The organism is Psychrobacter sp. 1176_08, from assembly GCF_052850615.1.
This window is the reverse complement of the sequence record NZ_VXCU01000003.1, coordinates 263609-279361: the sequence shown is the minus strand read 5'-3', so window position 1 is coordinate 279361 and position 15753 is coordinate 263609. Positions and strand designations below refer to the sequence as shown.

The window sequence follows — 15753 nt, the reverse complement described above, 5'->3', positions numbered from 1 at the left end:
TTATCTTTGATATAAACAATCTCAGTTAGATAAACTAAAACCTGAGGATTCAAGATTGCATAATAAAATGAGTGGTAAAACGTTTGGGCAAATCATTAGCTGACGTCAGAACACCAGTATTTGATAACCACATAGTCTTCAATGCCATACTTTGAACCTTCACGTCCAAAGCCTGACTGCTTCACGCCACCAAACGGCGCAACTTCTGTAGAGATAAGACCTGTGTTATGACCAACAATGCCATACTCAAGACCTTCAGTCACACGCCATGCACGAGCATAGCCGTTGCTATAGAAGTAAGCGGCCAAGCCATAGATAGTGTCATTGGCTTGACGAATGACTTCTTCTTCATCTTTAAAAGTAAAGATAGTGGCAATAGGGCCAAAGATTTCTTCGTGCGCAATGTCCATCTCGCTCTTAATGTCAGTGATGACTGTAGGATTGTAAGTCAGCTCTGACGCTTCGTTTACGCTACCGCCTGTGACCAACGTCGCGCCTTTATCTAGCGCGTCTTTAAGCAACGCCTGCACCTTATCCAACGCTTTTTTACTGATTAGTGGACCAATATCTACGCCTTCTTCCATGCCATTGCCAACATTAAGCTCGGTTACTTTTTTGACAAATATGTCTAAGAAAGCGTCTTTGATACTGTCTTGTACATAAACACGATTGGCACAAACACAGGTTTGACCAGCATTGCGATATTTAGAAGCGATCAAACCTTCAGCCGCTTTTTCGAGATCAGCATCATCAAAAACGATAAATGGGGCATTACCGCCAAGCTCTAATGAAAGTTTTTTGATGGTTGGTGCGCACTGAGCCATCAACGTACGACCGACTTCAGTAGACCCTGTAAACGACAGCTTATGAATGCGCGCGTCACCTGTTAAGATATCGCCAATAGTAGAAGATTTACCAGTCACAACTTGAATAACGCCTGCTGGAATACCTGCTTGCTCGGCCAACGCACCTAATGCTAAAGCAGAAAATGGCGTTTCTGTTGCAGGTTTGACTATAATGGTACAACCTGCTGCTAATGCAGGCGCCACTTTACGAGTGATCATCGCGGCTGGAAAGTTCCAAGGCGTAATCGCTGCGCAAACACCAATAGGCTGCTTTAAAATAACATGGCGCAGTTGTGATTTATTGGCAGGAATGACATCGCCATAAATGCGCTTACCTTCTTCTGCAAACCAGCGGATAAAGCTGTTAGCATAGCCAACTTCGCCACGTGATTCGGTTAAAGGCTTGCCTTGTTCGGCAGTCATGATGATTGCCAGATCTTCTTTATTGGCATCAATAAGGTCTGCCCATTTTAAGAGTAGCTCTGCACGCTCTTGCGCCGTTTTGGCTGCCCAAACACTCTGCACGTCATGAGCATAGGCAACCGACTCATTAATGTCTTCAGTCGTCAGGCTTGGCACAGTACCAATGACTTCACCATTAAAGGGGTTGGTTACGTCGATGGTGGCTTGGTCGCTCGCGCCATGCCAACTGTCTTTAATGAAACACTGCTGTTTCAGCAGTTCTGGGTTTGATAGCTGTAGCGTATGCTGTGACATATAAACGCTCCTTGTAATTGGGAATTGCAGATTTATCAAAATAAAAGCATAACGATAAATAAATGTTTAGGTATAAAATACGGGTTGATAACACTTTGTATGTTCAATATACTGAACATTAATTCTATATACGAGACATTATTATAGGAATGATAGTCGGTTATTTGCAACCCCTAAAATCATTTCTATGAATATTTCTTTCATTATTTTTCTATCTTATTAATTTTACTCACTTTTATGGGTTATTTATGAGCGTCACTTCCGTTCCTGCATTAGACAAGACTTTCCAAATTTTAGATTTGATTACTGATAGCCTCCAACCTTTAACGGCTGCTCATATCTCTAAAGAATTGGATCTGCCCCGTAGCTCAACGCATAATATTCTGCAGAGCTTACTGGCAAAGCATGTGATCTATAAAGATGCGGAGAACCGTTTTCATTTAGGGTCTTATTTGATGTATTGGGCGGGCAAGTACGAACAGCAGCAAGGCGTCATACAATTATTCAAAGAGCTTATCGTGCAGTACCCTATTCTGCTACAGCATACAGTTACGTTGTCTAAGCTGGATTTGGGCGAAGTGGTATTTTTGGCGTGCCATGAAGCGCCCGCTCCACTTGGATTTACCTTTCGCGCTGGTGTCCGTGTACCTGCGGTATTTTCTTCAACAGGTAAGGCGATGCTTTCAACACTGTCTATGGAAAACATAAAATCCATGTATGCGACAGGCTTTCCCGCGCCTATGACACCGCGCGGTGTGAAAAACTTTACTGATTTGGAAGCGGAGTTAGCTGATATTCAAAACAGCCGAATATCTCTTGATGATGGGCAGCTGCGCGAGGGAATGTATTGTTTAGGCACGTATATTCGTAATGCTTCGGGTAATGTCATTGCCGGTATGGCGGTCAGTTTTTTGCAAGGAGAATATGAGGTCAAACGGGCAGAAGTCAGCGCGGTATTGATTGAGTTAGCGAAACAAATGGAGCAGCGTTTAGGATTTTGCTCTAATGAGGCGAAGTGATGTGATAGCGTCGCTATATGGGTCGTGTCGTTCATGACCCATATAATAAAATCAGAGGTAAATCGGTTTTAAGAACCCATCAGACAATGCCATCTGCTTTTAGCTTGGCTATCATCTCGCTATCATAACCCAAATCTGCAAGTGTACTATCAGTATGCTCACTGAGACGTGGCGGCGGTATACGATAAGAGACTGGCGATGCGGACAATTTAATGGGGCTACCGAGCGCTTTTATCGGGCTGTCAAATGCGGCAAAATCAACAATCATCTCACGTGCTTTTGCTTGCGGCATCGCCAACGCTTCAGCGACATTGTGTATCGCACCGCATGGAACACCTGCTTGATCCAAAACTGCCAGCCAGTGTGCTCTTGGTTGCTTGGCAAACCGCTCAGCAAGTGCGTCGCATAATATATCTCGATGCGCAACGCGATCAGGGTTGGTCATAAAACGGCTATCCGTGTGCCAGTCAACTGCCAGCACCTCGCAAAGCTTGGTAAACTGACTGTCATTGCCGCAAGCCAAGATAAAGTGCGTTTCGTTTTCAGCTGCAAAAACTTGATAAGGAACGATACTCGGATGCTGATTGCCAAGTCTTGGTGGTATCTTGTCCGAGGCAAGATGATTCATACCCACATTGGCTAGCATTGCCAACGCACTGTCTAATAACGCCACATCTACCTGCTGCCCAAGCCCAGTGTTTTGACGCGCCAATAATGCCGCTTGAATACCAATCGTCAGCTGCAAGCCTGCAAACAAATCAACGACTGCCACACCAACTTTGTGCGGTTCGCCATCACTAGGACCTGTGATACTCATCAGTCCTGACAAACCTTGAATAATATAATCATAGCCGGGTCGCGCTGCATCTGGCCCTGTCTGCCCAAACCCTGTTAAAGAAGCATAGATCAGGCGCGGGTTGGCTTGCTTGAGACTGTCGTAATCCAAGCCGTATTTTTTAAGACCACCCACCTTAAAATTCTCTACCACAATGTCGCTGCCAGCAATGAGCTGTTTGATGATGGTTTGCCCTGCTGGCGCAGTGATGTCTACGGTCAGTGATTTTTTATTGCGGTTGATGGTGGCGTAATAAGCTGATGTGTTATCGCTGAATGTTGGTGGTGCCCAGTGCCGTGTTTCGTCCCCTATCTTGGGACGCTCAACTTTGATGACGTCTGCGCCTAGATCAGCAAGTATTTGGGTACAAGAAGGACCTGCCAGCACTCTTGATAAATCGAGCACTTTGATACCATGCAATGCGCCTTTGGGTACGTCACCGCTTTCACTGATACTGTCATTAGTATCTTCATTGATATTGCCATCGGGTTTAACAATATGATCAGTGCTTTTAGACGAGGATGGCGTGGACATGGCGACAGTCATAATAATCCCTTATTTTTAACGTATTCTTTGTTGCTTTAACATGCAGTGATTATGGATAACCACTAAAAAACGTACGTTACTGTCCATAAATACTATTTGGTGAATCAGACAGTGACGTACGCTATAAGATAAAACTATACTAACAGTTATTACCTAGACAAGATTAATAAAATGCTTGAATGCCTGTCTGTGCACGGCCTAAGATAAGTGCATGAATATCATGCGTGCCTTCATAAGTGTTGACGGCTTCTAGATTCATCACATGGCGAATAATATGGAATTCATCAGAGATACCATTGCCACCATGCATATCACGAGCCACACGAGCAATCTCTAATGCCTTACCGCAGTTGTTGCGTTTGATCATAGAAATCATCTCAGGTGCCGCATTGTGCTCATCCATCAAGCGACCAACACGCAGCGCCGCTTGTAGACCCAAAGCAATCTCAGTCTGCATATTGGCAAGCTTCAACTGTACCAGCTGCGTTGCGGCGAGCGGACGACCAAATTGCTTGCGGTCTAGCGTGTACTGACGGGCAGCCTTCCAGCAGAATTCTGCCGCACCCATACTGCCCCAAGCGATACCATAACGGGCTTTATTCAAGCAGCCAAACGGTCCTTTTAGACCACGGATATCTGGGAAAGCATTGGCTTCAGGGACGAATACTTTGTCCATGACAATCTCACCCGTGACGGACGCACGCAATGAAAATTTGCCTTCGATTTTTGGGGCGGACAGTCCTTTCATGTCTTTTTCTAAGACAAAACCACGAATCTCGCCTGCATCGTCTTTTGCCCACACGACAAACACATCCGCGATAGGGCTGTTGGTGATCCACATTTTATTACCTGTCAGCTCATAGCCGCCATCAACCGCACGCGCGCGTGTCGACATCGATGATGGGTCTGAGCCTGAATCTGGCTCTGTCAAACCAAAGCAACCGACATATTCACCCGTAGCAAGTTTGGGTAGATATTTTTCTTTTTGCTCTTCTGTGCCGTACGCCCAAATAGGATGCATCACTAGGCTGGACTGTACGCTCATCGCTGAGCGGTAACCTGAATCCACCGCTTCCACCTCTTTGGCAATCAACCCATAAGCCACGCTCGACAGTCCAGCACAACCATAGCCCTCAATCGTCACGCCAAGTAGACCCATTTCACCCATTTGACGCATGATGTTGCGATCAAAGTGTTCGTTACGGTTGGCCTCCACGATATTTGGCATCAGCTCTTTTTGAAAAAACTGATGAGCGCTGTCAGTGACCATACGCTCCTCTTCTGTCAACTGATCACGCAATAAAAAAGGGTCTTCCCAATCAAAACGTGGGCTGGTCGATGTTGCCATGTGTTTCTCCTTGATATCAGTCTTCCTGACTGAAGAGTAATGATTAATAAGCCGTTTGATTTAACAAGTCATTGACTTCGCTATTCCGCTATGCGAAACTTAGTTTCACAATATAATTCTATTTAAGCAAAGTTTCAGTGTGCTGTAAACCTTTATCAAAGAAATATGAGTATAAAATGACAAACTCTTTATCGAATATCCCACCATTACTCGATCGAATGGATAGCGCTCTTCATCAAAATAAAGAAGACAATGACCGACAATTTGTGACAGCGCTGGGTCGTGGGTTGATGCTATTAACGGCTTTTGAGCATCAAGAGGTACTCAGTCATCAACAATTATGTCAAATGACCAAACTGCCAAAAGCGACCATCACGCGACTTATCCATACCCTTACCATACTTGGGTTTTTAAGCATCACAGAGCACGGACACTATCAGCTGGGTAGTAGTGCGATGAGGCTCAGCGCTACCGCATGGAGTCGTCATGACATGGTTGCCGCAGCAGAACCATTGCTACGGCAGTTTGCGCGCGAAAACGAAGTATCCGTGAATTTGGCCACAGAGATTGGAGGAGAAATGCGCTATCACGCATGCTGTCGTAGCCCGGCGCGCCTCTCAGTCAACTTACAAGTTGGCTCAGCAGTACCCGTGGCGTACACCGCGATTGGCCGCGCTTTTTATGCAGCAAGCTCACCAGTCAGACAAGACATTATTCTAAAAAATATACGAGATAACGTGTCTGCAACAGAGTACGCCCCTGCACAAGCCGCTTTGGATCAAGCTGTAGAACACTATAGTAAGTATGGGTATACGGTCTCTGATGGTGAGTTTTCTACTGATATATTGGCCGTCGCTGTCGGTGTGTATGATGTCGCAACTGGGCAGTATACGTACTCGCTTAATGCCAGTGTCCCAAGTGCCAACTGGGATATGGACGAGTATGCGTCGATGATTGTGCCCAAGTTGCAAACGTTGGCGGAGCGGATTGGGAGTGGGGTTTAGCGGTTGGCTAAGTCGATTGACACGTCAAAGTATGTACGTTTCAGCCTATGATCAGATTAATATTTTGTTGACATAAGCTTAAATGAAGAAGTTTTCACTAGAAAAAATAATAATCCGTTTTGATCTTGAGTCTTGATCGTAAAAATAAAGTCAGCGCATATCGGTAGTTTGATAGTTTATTGTCATTCCAAAAAGCGCTGGTCATTCTCTCGATACCATTGCCAAGATTGTTCTAGTAATTCTTTTGGACAGTTAAAGTTGTCGGCATATTTCTGATAAAGTAGGATTTGATAATATGAAAAATCAAAAAATCGGTATAAAATACCTGTGTCTATATAGTCTTGATAACACCATCCTTTATTGTAATAGTCCGTCATAAACACTGGGTCTTCAGTCATTCGATTGGCAAATTTGTCTCGGTACGCATCCTTATCTTCTTCACTGAAAAAGCTATAAAAATCCTTTCTATGACTGGTAAGATTAACATAGAGTATTTTTAATGGATCAAAATGCCTAAAGATTATAGGGTATAGCGGGAAACCTATATCGCTTGTTTCTTCTTCGTCATAGTCTAAAGCATTCATAATTCTTTTAGAGCTTTCATACATGACGCTGATAACCAACAGCCTACCCTGTAAAAAAGAGTTTAACAGTCCAATCTTAAAAACGTTATCTACGCCTTCATCTTTAGGATCAGTGATGGTTATCGCTTGATAGGCATAAATATCACATTCGTCAGGAAAAACATCAAGCTCAATGTCCTCTTTATTGGGTAAGTAGATATTATGATAGTTATACTCATTGAATGGGTAACTTGGACCGCTGTTGCCCAAAAAAAATGCCTCACAGAACATCCTAAGCGTCCCCGATATATAAGTAAAATTCTCATCTATAACAAGTTTATCTTGTAAAGATTTCGGCAACGATTCTTTGTCAATTTGACTGGCACGGATGTTAAACCCTCGATCAATAAAGTATTCAATAAATGGGGCTAAGCTGTATTCTTTATCATCATCAAGCTTAGCAACTATTTCAATAGGGTCATCGCTCATTTTAATCTCAAAAAAATTATAAAGTATTATCTCGAAACTTGCGCCAAAACCTCATTCCAATTCCCTTTTAACGGCTGTTTTTCAACATATAACCATCTGATAATCGCCAGTTGCAAGCGTACATAATTTGGATTCATCGTTATAGGAAATTTATTTCTTCTTTCTGGCGATCAGTTTTCCAATATGGAGAGCGAATAACATCAAATACCTCGTCAAACATTGCATTAATCTCAGCACCTACCTCTGCGCTAGACTGCTGCTCAATCAATAGTTTATTGAGCTGCTTTGTCCAATTATATAAGTTTTCAGTATATCGAAATGACTTTCTAACGCTAAGGTGCGCTTTTGCGTCTTTTAATTGCCCTGCTATCATAAGATGCCAAATACTAGATAAATACTGACTTTGAGTCACATCTTCCCAAAGGCTACCTTTATATACTTTTAAATGGTTTAGTAATGAATCGCTGACACAGGCCAACTCAGTCATATTGATATTTTCATCAGCTAATAAAGCCTCAATAAATAATTTATAAATTAATATACTCGGTCTATCTTCTTTTATGTATAGATCCTCACCATTCCAGCGTTCAGTCTCACTTTGGGGTAAAGCCAATATAGCATTGACGATATCTAAAGAAACTTGCAGATAAGCAGTAGATACTTGTTCATCAAATTTAGTAAATATCAAGTATATAGCTTCTTCAAGATAATGCCTGACAGAGAAGCTTGGCATAGTCGTTAATGATGTCTCTTCAACTACAAATGTTTTATTAAAATCTTTACTCTTTTTATAGTAAAAATCAGATTCGGGAACTACTCTAGCTTTTAACTCTTTTTTCCATTCGTTAAATCTATTGTCATGAGAGAATTTCTTCACCCCGACTTTATTTAAAAAACTAAACATACTTTTTCCTTTTTAGTCATATATTTAAATTTAGGGCAAAATCTCTGGTAGCTCTATAATTCGCTTAATTGACATACCCATTGTATTATTTGTCACACCAATTTTAGATGTTGATAGCTTTGTCCTAAAGCTTACATAAAGTTCAATTTCAAAAATAGATTGATAAATCCATTAACCTGATTACCAATCAAGTGAAAACCAACATTACTTGGTTTAGAGCCTGTATCTTTACCAATTTTTGTCGTAGTGATGCCAGCTATTTTTTGATGTTTATGGTCTTTAAGATTAATCGTTTCAGTTGCTAAATTGACAGGGATTTTTTCTTAATACGCTTTAATCAATACTTGATTATTAATCCAACCCATCAAACCTCAGCCCAAATTTCATCAAATACTTACGCAATCTGTCGCTATCATTCGGGCTTTTTAGCTTATCGCGTGAGTTGGCATACAGATAACGCCCTGCTGCCGCTTGGCTGCTGTGCTGATAGCAGACCTCAATCACATACGCCAGCTGCACCGCATCAAAGGGGTCGAGCGCGTCTTTGTCGTAGCTTGATAGATGGCGGCTCAGCACCGTATCCGCGTGCGCTTGTTGCTCGGTTAGGCTGGGCGCATACGCCTTATCCGCCTGATGGTGGGCGCTATTAGGTAATACCCACAGATGTTTAAGGCGGGTGATTTCTGCCTTAACATCGGGCATACGAATCACTTTGCCCTCGCACAATGTCGTTAAGCGCGTCATGCTGGCGCTTAAATCACGAAAGTTGCCCTGCCACGTCGCCGCGTGACTCATGGCAAAGGCTTCAAAATACGCCCGCGCCTCAGGCTCAAAGCGATATTGCTGCTGTTGCTCACTGCCCAAACGCGCCAGCTCATAGTCGATATTGGCAGGTAAATCCTCAAGGCGATCTTTTAATGACGGCAAAAAGAATGTCCACGTGTTGAGCCGCGCAAACAAGTCTGCTCGAAATGTCCCGTCAACGACTGCTTGCCGCAAGTCCTTATTCGTCCCCGCCATCAATTGAAACGATACGTTAATCGGTATATCACTACCGAGCGGATAAAATCGCTGCTCTTCTAACGCGGTGAGTAGCATGGCTTGTTCATCGAGTCCTAGCTCACCGATTTCATCCAAAAATAATAAACCGCCATCAGCAGATTTTAGCAGACCCTCACGATTCGATGCTGCGCCCGTGAAAGCGCCCTTCACATGACCAAATAGCACACTCATGGCCGTATCACCACGCAAGGTCGCACAGTTGACTTCGATAAATTTATCAAGTGTGTACTTGCTTTGTGTGGTACTACTCGCTTTGGCTTTTTTGAGCGCGTAGATTTGACCTGCCAGTTGCGACTTGCCTGCTCCTGTTGCACCCATCAGCAATATTGGAGCAGTCGAGCGCGTGGCGACTTTTTCGATATCAGATATTAATTTTTGATAAGCGTCATTTTGCGTGACCAAATTCGCTTGCAACGTTTGCCAATGCTGCTGTTTTTCTGCTTCAAAACGTTCACGCAAACCATCATAGCGTGACACATCCAAGTCAATCACTTGATAACGACCTTGTGGGTCAGTTTGGTCGGGTCTTGGACAAGGTGACGTCTGAATCAAATCTGCTGGAATAAAACCTGCCTCTACCAATAAGAACCAACAAATCTGCGCCACGTGCGTGCCCGTGGTCAGATGCAGCAAATAGTCCGTACTATCTTGAAAATCAAACGCCGTTACAAAGTCATACAACTCAGCATAAACCTCGGCAAAATCCCACGGACTCGATAGCGCCACGTGATGACCAATGACTTTAGTATGCGGACTGACTTGCGCCACGTCATCGACGATGATCTTAAATAAGCGCTTATCGCGTTTGCTGTATAAGATATGCAGCTCATCGACGAGTAATTCATCGTGCAACCCCAGACTGACAGTTGGACGCCAGCGTTGCCAACGGTTTTCACTAAAACCATTGTCTAAGGTCGTGCCGAGGAAGCCGATTACGGCGGTTTTATTCAGCATCTTTGTCATCAGTTTCACGTTTGATTGACATGGTTTCTAATAGATACTTTTCACCTTTAGATGTGATCTCCCAATAGCTAGTAGTGCCTATGCTATCAAAACTAATATAACCTAAAGACAAAAACTGAACTTTTATTTGCTCAAAGTCAGCAAGGGCTATTTCTGGATAAATGAAATTTCTATATTTTCCAGAAGCTATATATTCACTTAAAATATTAAAAATAAAATCCTCGTTCTTTTCATTAAGAATTTTTGGAGCAATACATTTGAATAAATTATTCCAAGTTACCTTTTGTTGCCACGACTTTTTTTCTATCTGTCCATTGTTTATCACATCACACTTCAGAGATATTAAAATTTCATCATCACCCTGTGCTAAATCTAACATCTCACTTTTGTTCTTTTGCAATCCCTGAATTTGTTTTTCAAGCTTATTATTTTCTTGTCTAAGGTCATTCAGTTGCTTTAATAGTTCAGTATTATCAGTTGCTTGATTGCCTCTAACCCATCCTACTGCGGGATAAGTTTTTATCGTCTTAGGAAGGCTAAGCGCAACTAGACCTGACAACTCTTTTGCATCGTCCCAAAACTTAACTAAACGGTTAGTAGTAACTTTTTGCCTGAATACTTGTAGTTTTTGTTGAGCTTCAGAGTCCATCTCTACTTTTTCAACAGCTAATTTTTCAGGACTACCATGTACCAATGCGATAACCTTAATATCTTTACTAATAGCGTAATCGTACTCCATTTCTGTATAACTAATACCCTCATCAGATAAACTGCCGTATCTACCACCTATGATTAGTAAGTAATAATCACTGTCATCAATTACCTTTTTGATGAATTTAAATTGCTCTTCATCCAGTGCGGGAAAAAGTTCCATTCCAGCAGGAATACAATCCATTTCCATGAGCGTCTGAATAACGTTACTTCTTTCATCTTTTAGGTCTGCAAATGTAGAACTCACAAATACCTGATATCTCTTATCCATCTGCACTTCTCCCTTAGAAAATATAATATTTTCTATAAAAATATTTTTTATTCTATTAATAATAAAATCTCTAAATTATATATGATATTCAAAAAATATTTTAAATTTATTTATTACAATAATATCAGACACTTATATAAAAAATATCTTATGTGGATAATTATTGGCACACTCTTCGCACTATATAAAGTATAAGAAAATAAATTATTTTTATAAGCCGATATTCTAAATAAGGAACCTATTTATGCAACCAATAAATCATAATGTTATTCAGGACGGTGGAACGCCAATCAGACTTTGGACAAAGGGCGTTCCTGTCGATCCAAAAGCACATGACCAGCTTATCAAAGCATCACAAATGCCGTTTGTCTATAAGTGGCTCGCGGTGATGCCTGACGTGCATGTCGGGATTGGCGCAACTATCGGTACGGTATTGCCAACCAAAGAAGCGATTATCCCTGCGGCTGTCGGTGTCGATATTGGCTGCGGTATGATGGCAGTACAAACGACGCTGACCGCTGATGACTTGCCTGATAATTTGCGCGGTCTGCGCACTGAGCTTGAAAAAGCCATTCCACACGGCCGTAGCAAAACTCGTGGACGCGGTTCTCGTCGTGATGTCGGTGCATGGACAAATCCTGATAATAGCGTCAAAGATAGCTGGGGTACATTGGTCGATGATTTTAATTATCTGACCCAAAAGCACCCTAAGCTTAAAAACACCAATAACCTGACTCATTTGGGAACGCTGGGTACGGGCAACCATTTTGTAGAAGTGTGCTTGGATGAGACCAATCAGGTGTGGATCATGCTGCATTCAGGTTCGCGCGGCGTGGGCAATGCCATCGGTCGCTACTTTATTGAGTTGGCGCGTGAGGACATGCGTAAGTGGTTTATCAACTTGCCCGATAAGGATTTGGCTTATTTCGCCGAAGGGACTGAGCACTTCGATGACTACTGGTTTGCCGTAGGCTGGGCGCAGCGTTTCGCTTTCAAAAACCGTGAAATCATGATGGAAAAAGCAATCAAAGCTTTGCGTCAAATTGTGACGAAACCGTTTGATGCGGCAGTTAAAGCGGTGAACTGTCATCATAATTACGTCGATAAGGAAGAGCACTACGGTGAGGAAATATTTATCACTCGTAAAGGCGCGGTACGTGCTCGCGTTGGTGAATACGGTATCATCCCAGGATCAATGGGCGCAAAATCCTTTATCGTGCGCGGTAAAGGCAACGAAGAATCCTTTTGCTCTTGCTCTCATGGTGCAGGTCGCGTGATGTCACGTACTCAGGCAAAACAGGAATTTACGGTAGCCGATCAAATCGCGCAAACCGAAGGTGTGGAATGCCGTAAAGATAGCGATGTGATTGATGAGATTCCAGCGGCTTATAAGAATATTGATGATGTGATGAACGCGCAGAGTGACTTGGTGGAAGTGGTACATACCTTGCGGCAGGTGGTTTGTGTTAAGGGTTGAGAAGCGTTAATAGAAGGTCTGGGAGACCTTTTTAGCTTCGCAAGAGCCAGGCTGTGCTTGGCTGATTTACTTGTTAGAAGTAATGTATGTATAGTACTGAGATAAAAAATGAATAAATTTGACGATAGAAACATAATTTAGAAGACAGATTAATCTAACAAAACAAATAATATATACTTTTTCAAGCTAAAAAATTGAGGGAAATAAGATGAGTAAATCTTGGCAGTATCCTTTTTGCAGTCACCACGCAATAATAGGTACAGGAAATATTAGCTCAGGTAATCTAAGTTTCGATGACGGTAATAAGTACGGTAAGTTATGCCTAAGGTTAGAAACCATTACTTGTCCAAATCCAAACTGTAGAGAGTTTACTATAGAATCCGAATTACGTGAGTTGAAAAAAACTCACCCTTCTTATGTTTTTGGAAATACATTAAGTAGCTGGAAATTACGCCCACAATCTTCAGCTAAACCTTTACCTAGCTATATTCCTACAGCTATAAAGGAAGATTACGAAGAAGCCTGCTTAATTTTAAATTTAAGTCCTAAGGCTTCCGCAACACTTGCTCGCCGCTGCTTGCAAGGAATGGTTAGAGATTTTTGGGAAGTTAAGCCTCAAAACTTGGCTAAAGAAATTGAATCTATCAAAGATGAAGTAGAACCGGATACTTGGGAAGCTATAGACGTAGTTAGAAAAATAGGTAATATTGGTGCTCACATGGAAAGGGATATCGACCAGATTATTGAGGTAGACGAAAATGAAGCAGGTTTACTTATAGGTTTGATAGAAATGCTTATTGAGGAATGGTACATCAGTCGTTACAACCGTCAGCAACGCTTAGAAAACATGAAGCAACTTGGGCAAGATAAAGATATCCAGCGAAGAATGAAAGTTAAACCCGTGACCTTGGAATGATAAATAACTTAGAAAAATTAATGGTATTAAAAATTTGATGTTTGAAGGAGAACAAAAATGAAACTCGCAGAAGCCCTACTTATCCGTAGCGACATGCAAAAAAAGCTGGCGCAAATCAAAGGACGTATTCGCAGCAATATCAAAGTCCAAGAAGGCGATACGCCAAACGAAGACCCAAATGCCTTAATGATCGATGCCAGCCAAATCATTAGCGAACTGAGCGTGTTGATTGAGCGTATCCACCGTACCAATGCCATTGCCAAGACTAATGAAGGTCAGTCGATGCTGACGCTATTGATCGAACGTGATACGTTAGAGATGCGTCACAAGCTATTAATTGAGGCGATTGAAGCCACCGACACCGAGGTTGATCGGTATAGTCCTCGCGAGATTAAATGGCATGTTATGGTTTCAGTTGCAGGATTACAAAAACAAGCCGATGATATCGCGATGAAACTGCGCAAGATTAACCTTGTCATTCAAGCCAATAACTGGCAGATTGACCTTGTTGAATAACTATTTTTAAATCACAATTTTAGAATTTTCTACCAGTTTACATTAGGCTGGCAGACTACCCTTTTGGAACCGACTGGGCGAGTGTCAGACCCCAAACCGCCACAGCAGGGGGTTGAAAACATACTGTAGTGGCTGCTACGCGTTGCGGGCAAACGCATTTTTTACAACTCATGCCCCGTACACGTCACTTGGCACAATGCACCATTTAGACCTTACCACCAGACACTGACAGTCGGTTTCAATTTTATTATTCATGCGACTTGATACTTTTCGGGTCGCATTTTGTTGTCTCCTTATTAAGAACATCACGGCACAATAGCCCCAAAACATAAAGACATTTATCATGCCAGCATCAACAAAAAAAGCTCTAAAAATTGACGGCAGCACAGGCGAAGGCGGTGGACAAATTATCCGTACGGCGCTGTCGTTATCGATGCTCACTGGTACGCCAATTGAAATAATCAATATTCGTGCTGGACGCGCCAAACCCGGATTGATGCGACAGCATTTAGTTTGTGTACAAGCCTCACAAGAACTATCAAATGCGGCGGTGACAGGCGCACAGTTGGGTAGTACGACGTTTAGTTTCAAGCCTAATGCTATTCAATCGGGCGATTATACTTTTGATATTGGTTCGGCTGGCAGTACCAGTCTCGTGCTACAAACGCTATTACCTGCCCTACTTTTTGCCAATACAGGTTTAGCTGCACAATCCACCGTGACTATTAAAGGTGGTACGCACAATCCCCTCGCACCGACCACAGATTTCTTAACCGGAGCATTTGTTCCGGCCCTTGCTAAGCTCGGCATGCACGTTGATCTTGAATTACAACAAGTAGGGTTTGCACCCATCGGTGGTGGAACTGTTAAAGCAACCATTACGCCTTTTTTGCGTCGTGCTAATACCTTGCCCTTTACACTTACTGAACGTGGCGAGTTGGTTAACATCGCCTTGGTCGCAAGCGTGCTCAATTTGGATTACGACATTTGCAAACGTGAGCTTGCCAGCGCGCAAGCATCATTGGTCGAATCAGGCATTGATAAGACGCTGATAACCACTCATAGTCGTAAATTACAGGGCATTGGCGAAGGCAATACGTGCTATGCGCAGGTCACTCATCAATTTGGTAAGACATCCACTCAGCAGTATCATCAAGAAATGTTTACCTTGCTCGGAGAAAAACGCAGCTCAGCAGAAAACATGGGCAATCGCTTGGCAGGATTGGTTAAGCGCTATTTGTTTAATACCGATGCACTGGTTGATGAATATCTAACCGATCAGTTGCTCCTACCTTTAACGTTATCAGGCGGTGGTGCGTTTAGCTCGCGTATGATTAGCGGCCATACGGAGACACAAGCATGGCTGATTGAGCAATTTTTGCCTGTTGAGATTCAGTTTGACGTATTAAACGACGATAAGACATTGGTCAAAGTCATCGCTTAAACTATGTAAGGCTTAAAGTCGGCATTAGCACACTGTTACTCAATTACTGCGATGCGGTGATATCATGTGTGTATGATATAAGCGATAAATTTAAGTGCCCTATATTTAAGTGTCCTATGTATG

13 protein-coding genes are annotated in these 15753 nt (G+C 42.5%); 6 read left to right on the top strand and 7 right to left on the bottom strand.

Annotated features, from left to right (window positions below; all coding sequences use genetic code 11):
• Positions 1-95: 95 nt before the first annotated feature.
• Entirely contained in the window at positions 96-1562 is a 1467-nt protein-coding gene (locus FW759_RS05550) for an NAD-dependent succinate-semialdehyde dehydrogenase (RefSeq protein ID WP_062844920.1), read from the bottom strand.
• A gap of 248 nt (positions 1563-1810) precedes the next feature.
• On the opposite strand from FW759_RS05550, the gene FW759_RS05545 reads away from it, so the two are divergent.
• Positions 1811-2581 carry an IclR family transcriptional regulator gene (locus FW759_RS05545; protein WP_062844921.1) on the top strand — a complete coding sequence of 257 codons (771 nt, stop codon included), beginning with the start codon at positions 1811-1813 and terminating at the stop codon, positions 2579-2581.
• Between the two features lie 79 nt (positions 2582-2660).
• On the opposite strand, the gene FW759_RS05540 is transcribed toward FW759_RS05545, so the two are convergent.
• Positions 2661-3950, bottom strand: coding sequence for a CaiB/BaiF CoA transferase family protein (locus FW759_RS05540; protein ID WP_062845960.1), 1290 nt, complete (start codon positions 3948-3950; stop codon positions 2661-2663).
• Positions 3951-4125: 175 nt separating this feature from the next.
• Positions 4126-5310 (bottom strand): acyl-CoA dehydrogenase, encoded by a 1185-nt coding sequence (locus tag FW759_RS05535; RefSeq protein ID WP_062844922.1) that lies wholly within the window; start codon positions 5308-5310, stop codon positions 4126-4128.
• A 176-nt stretch (positions 5311-5486) separates the two neighbouring features.
• On the opposite strand from FW759_RS05535, the gene FW759_RS05530 reads away from it, so the two are divergent.
• On the top strand, positions 5487-6314 hold the full coding sequence (locus FW759_RS05530; RefSeq protein ID WP_062844923.1) for an IclR family transcriptional regulator: 828 nt from the start codon (positions 5487-5489) through the stop codon (positions 6312-6314).
• Positions 6315-6496: 182 nt separating this feature from the next.
• Here the strand turns inward: FW759_RS05530 and FW759_RS05525 are convergent, their stop codons facing one another.
• The 4 genes from FW759_RS05525 to FW759_RS05510 form a co-directional block, all read right to left on the bottom strand.
• Positions 6497-7366, bottom strand: a complete 870-nt coding sequence (locus FW759_RS05525) for a hypothetical protein (protein ID WP_446442397.1) — start codon at positions 7364-7366, stop codon at positions 6497-6499.
• 139 nt (positions 7367-7505) lie between these two features.
• Positions 7506-8270 (bottom strand): hypothetical protein, encoded by a 765-nt coding sequence (locus FW759_RS05520; RefSeq protein ID WP_446442396.1) that lies wholly within the window; start codon positions 8268-8270, stop codon positions 7506-7508.
• Positions 8271-8621: 351 nt separating this feature from the next.
• Positions 8622-10286, bottom strand: coding sequence for an RNA repair transcriptional activator RtcR (gene rtcR, locus FW759_RS05515; protein ID WP_062845961.1), 1665 nt, complete (start codon positions 10284-10286; stop codon positions 8622-8624).
• Positions 10276-11277 carry a DUF4062 domain-containing protein gene (locus tag FW759_RS05510; RefSeq protein WP_062844926.1) on the bottom strand — a complete coding sequence of 334 codons (1002 nt, stop codon included), beginning with the start codon at positions 11275-11277 and terminating at the stop codon, positions 10276-10278. The genes rtcR and FW759_RS05510 overlap by 11 nt, the downstream gene beginning before the upstream one ends.
• Before the next feature lie 244 nt (positions 11278-11521).
• Between FW759_RS05510 and FW759_RS05505 the strand changes: the two genes are divergently transcribed.
• The 4 genes from FW759_RS05505 to rtcA all read left to right on the top strand — a co-directional run bounded on the left by FW759_RS05505 (position 11522) and on the right by rtcA (position 15630).
• On the top strand, positions 11522-12754 hold the full coding sequence (locus tag FW759_RS05505) for an RtcB family protein (protein WP_062844927.1): 1233 nt from the start codon (positions 11522-11524) through the stop codon (positions 12752-12754).
• A gap of 208 nt (positions 12755-12962) precedes the next feature.
• Positions 12963-13670, top strand: coding sequence for a DUF4145 domain-containing protein (locus tag FW759_RS05500; RefSeq protein WP_446442395.1), 708 nt, complete (start codon positions 12963-12965; stop codon positions 13668-13670).
• A 57-nt stretch (positions 13671-13727) separates the two neighbouring features.
• Entirely contained in the window at positions 13728-14186 is a 459-nt protein-coding gene (locus FW759_RS05495; RefSeq protein WP_062844929.1) for a DIP1984 family protein, read from the top strand.
• A 343-nt stretch (positions 14187-14529) separates the two neighbouring features.
• Complete coding sequence (gene rtcA / locus FW759_RS05490) at positions 14530-15630, top strand: RNA 3'-terminal phosphate cyclase (RefSeq protein WP_443530767.1); 1101 nt, start codon at positions 14530-14532, stop codon at positions 15628-15630.
• The last annotated feature ends 123 nt before the right edge of the window (positions 15631-15753 follow it).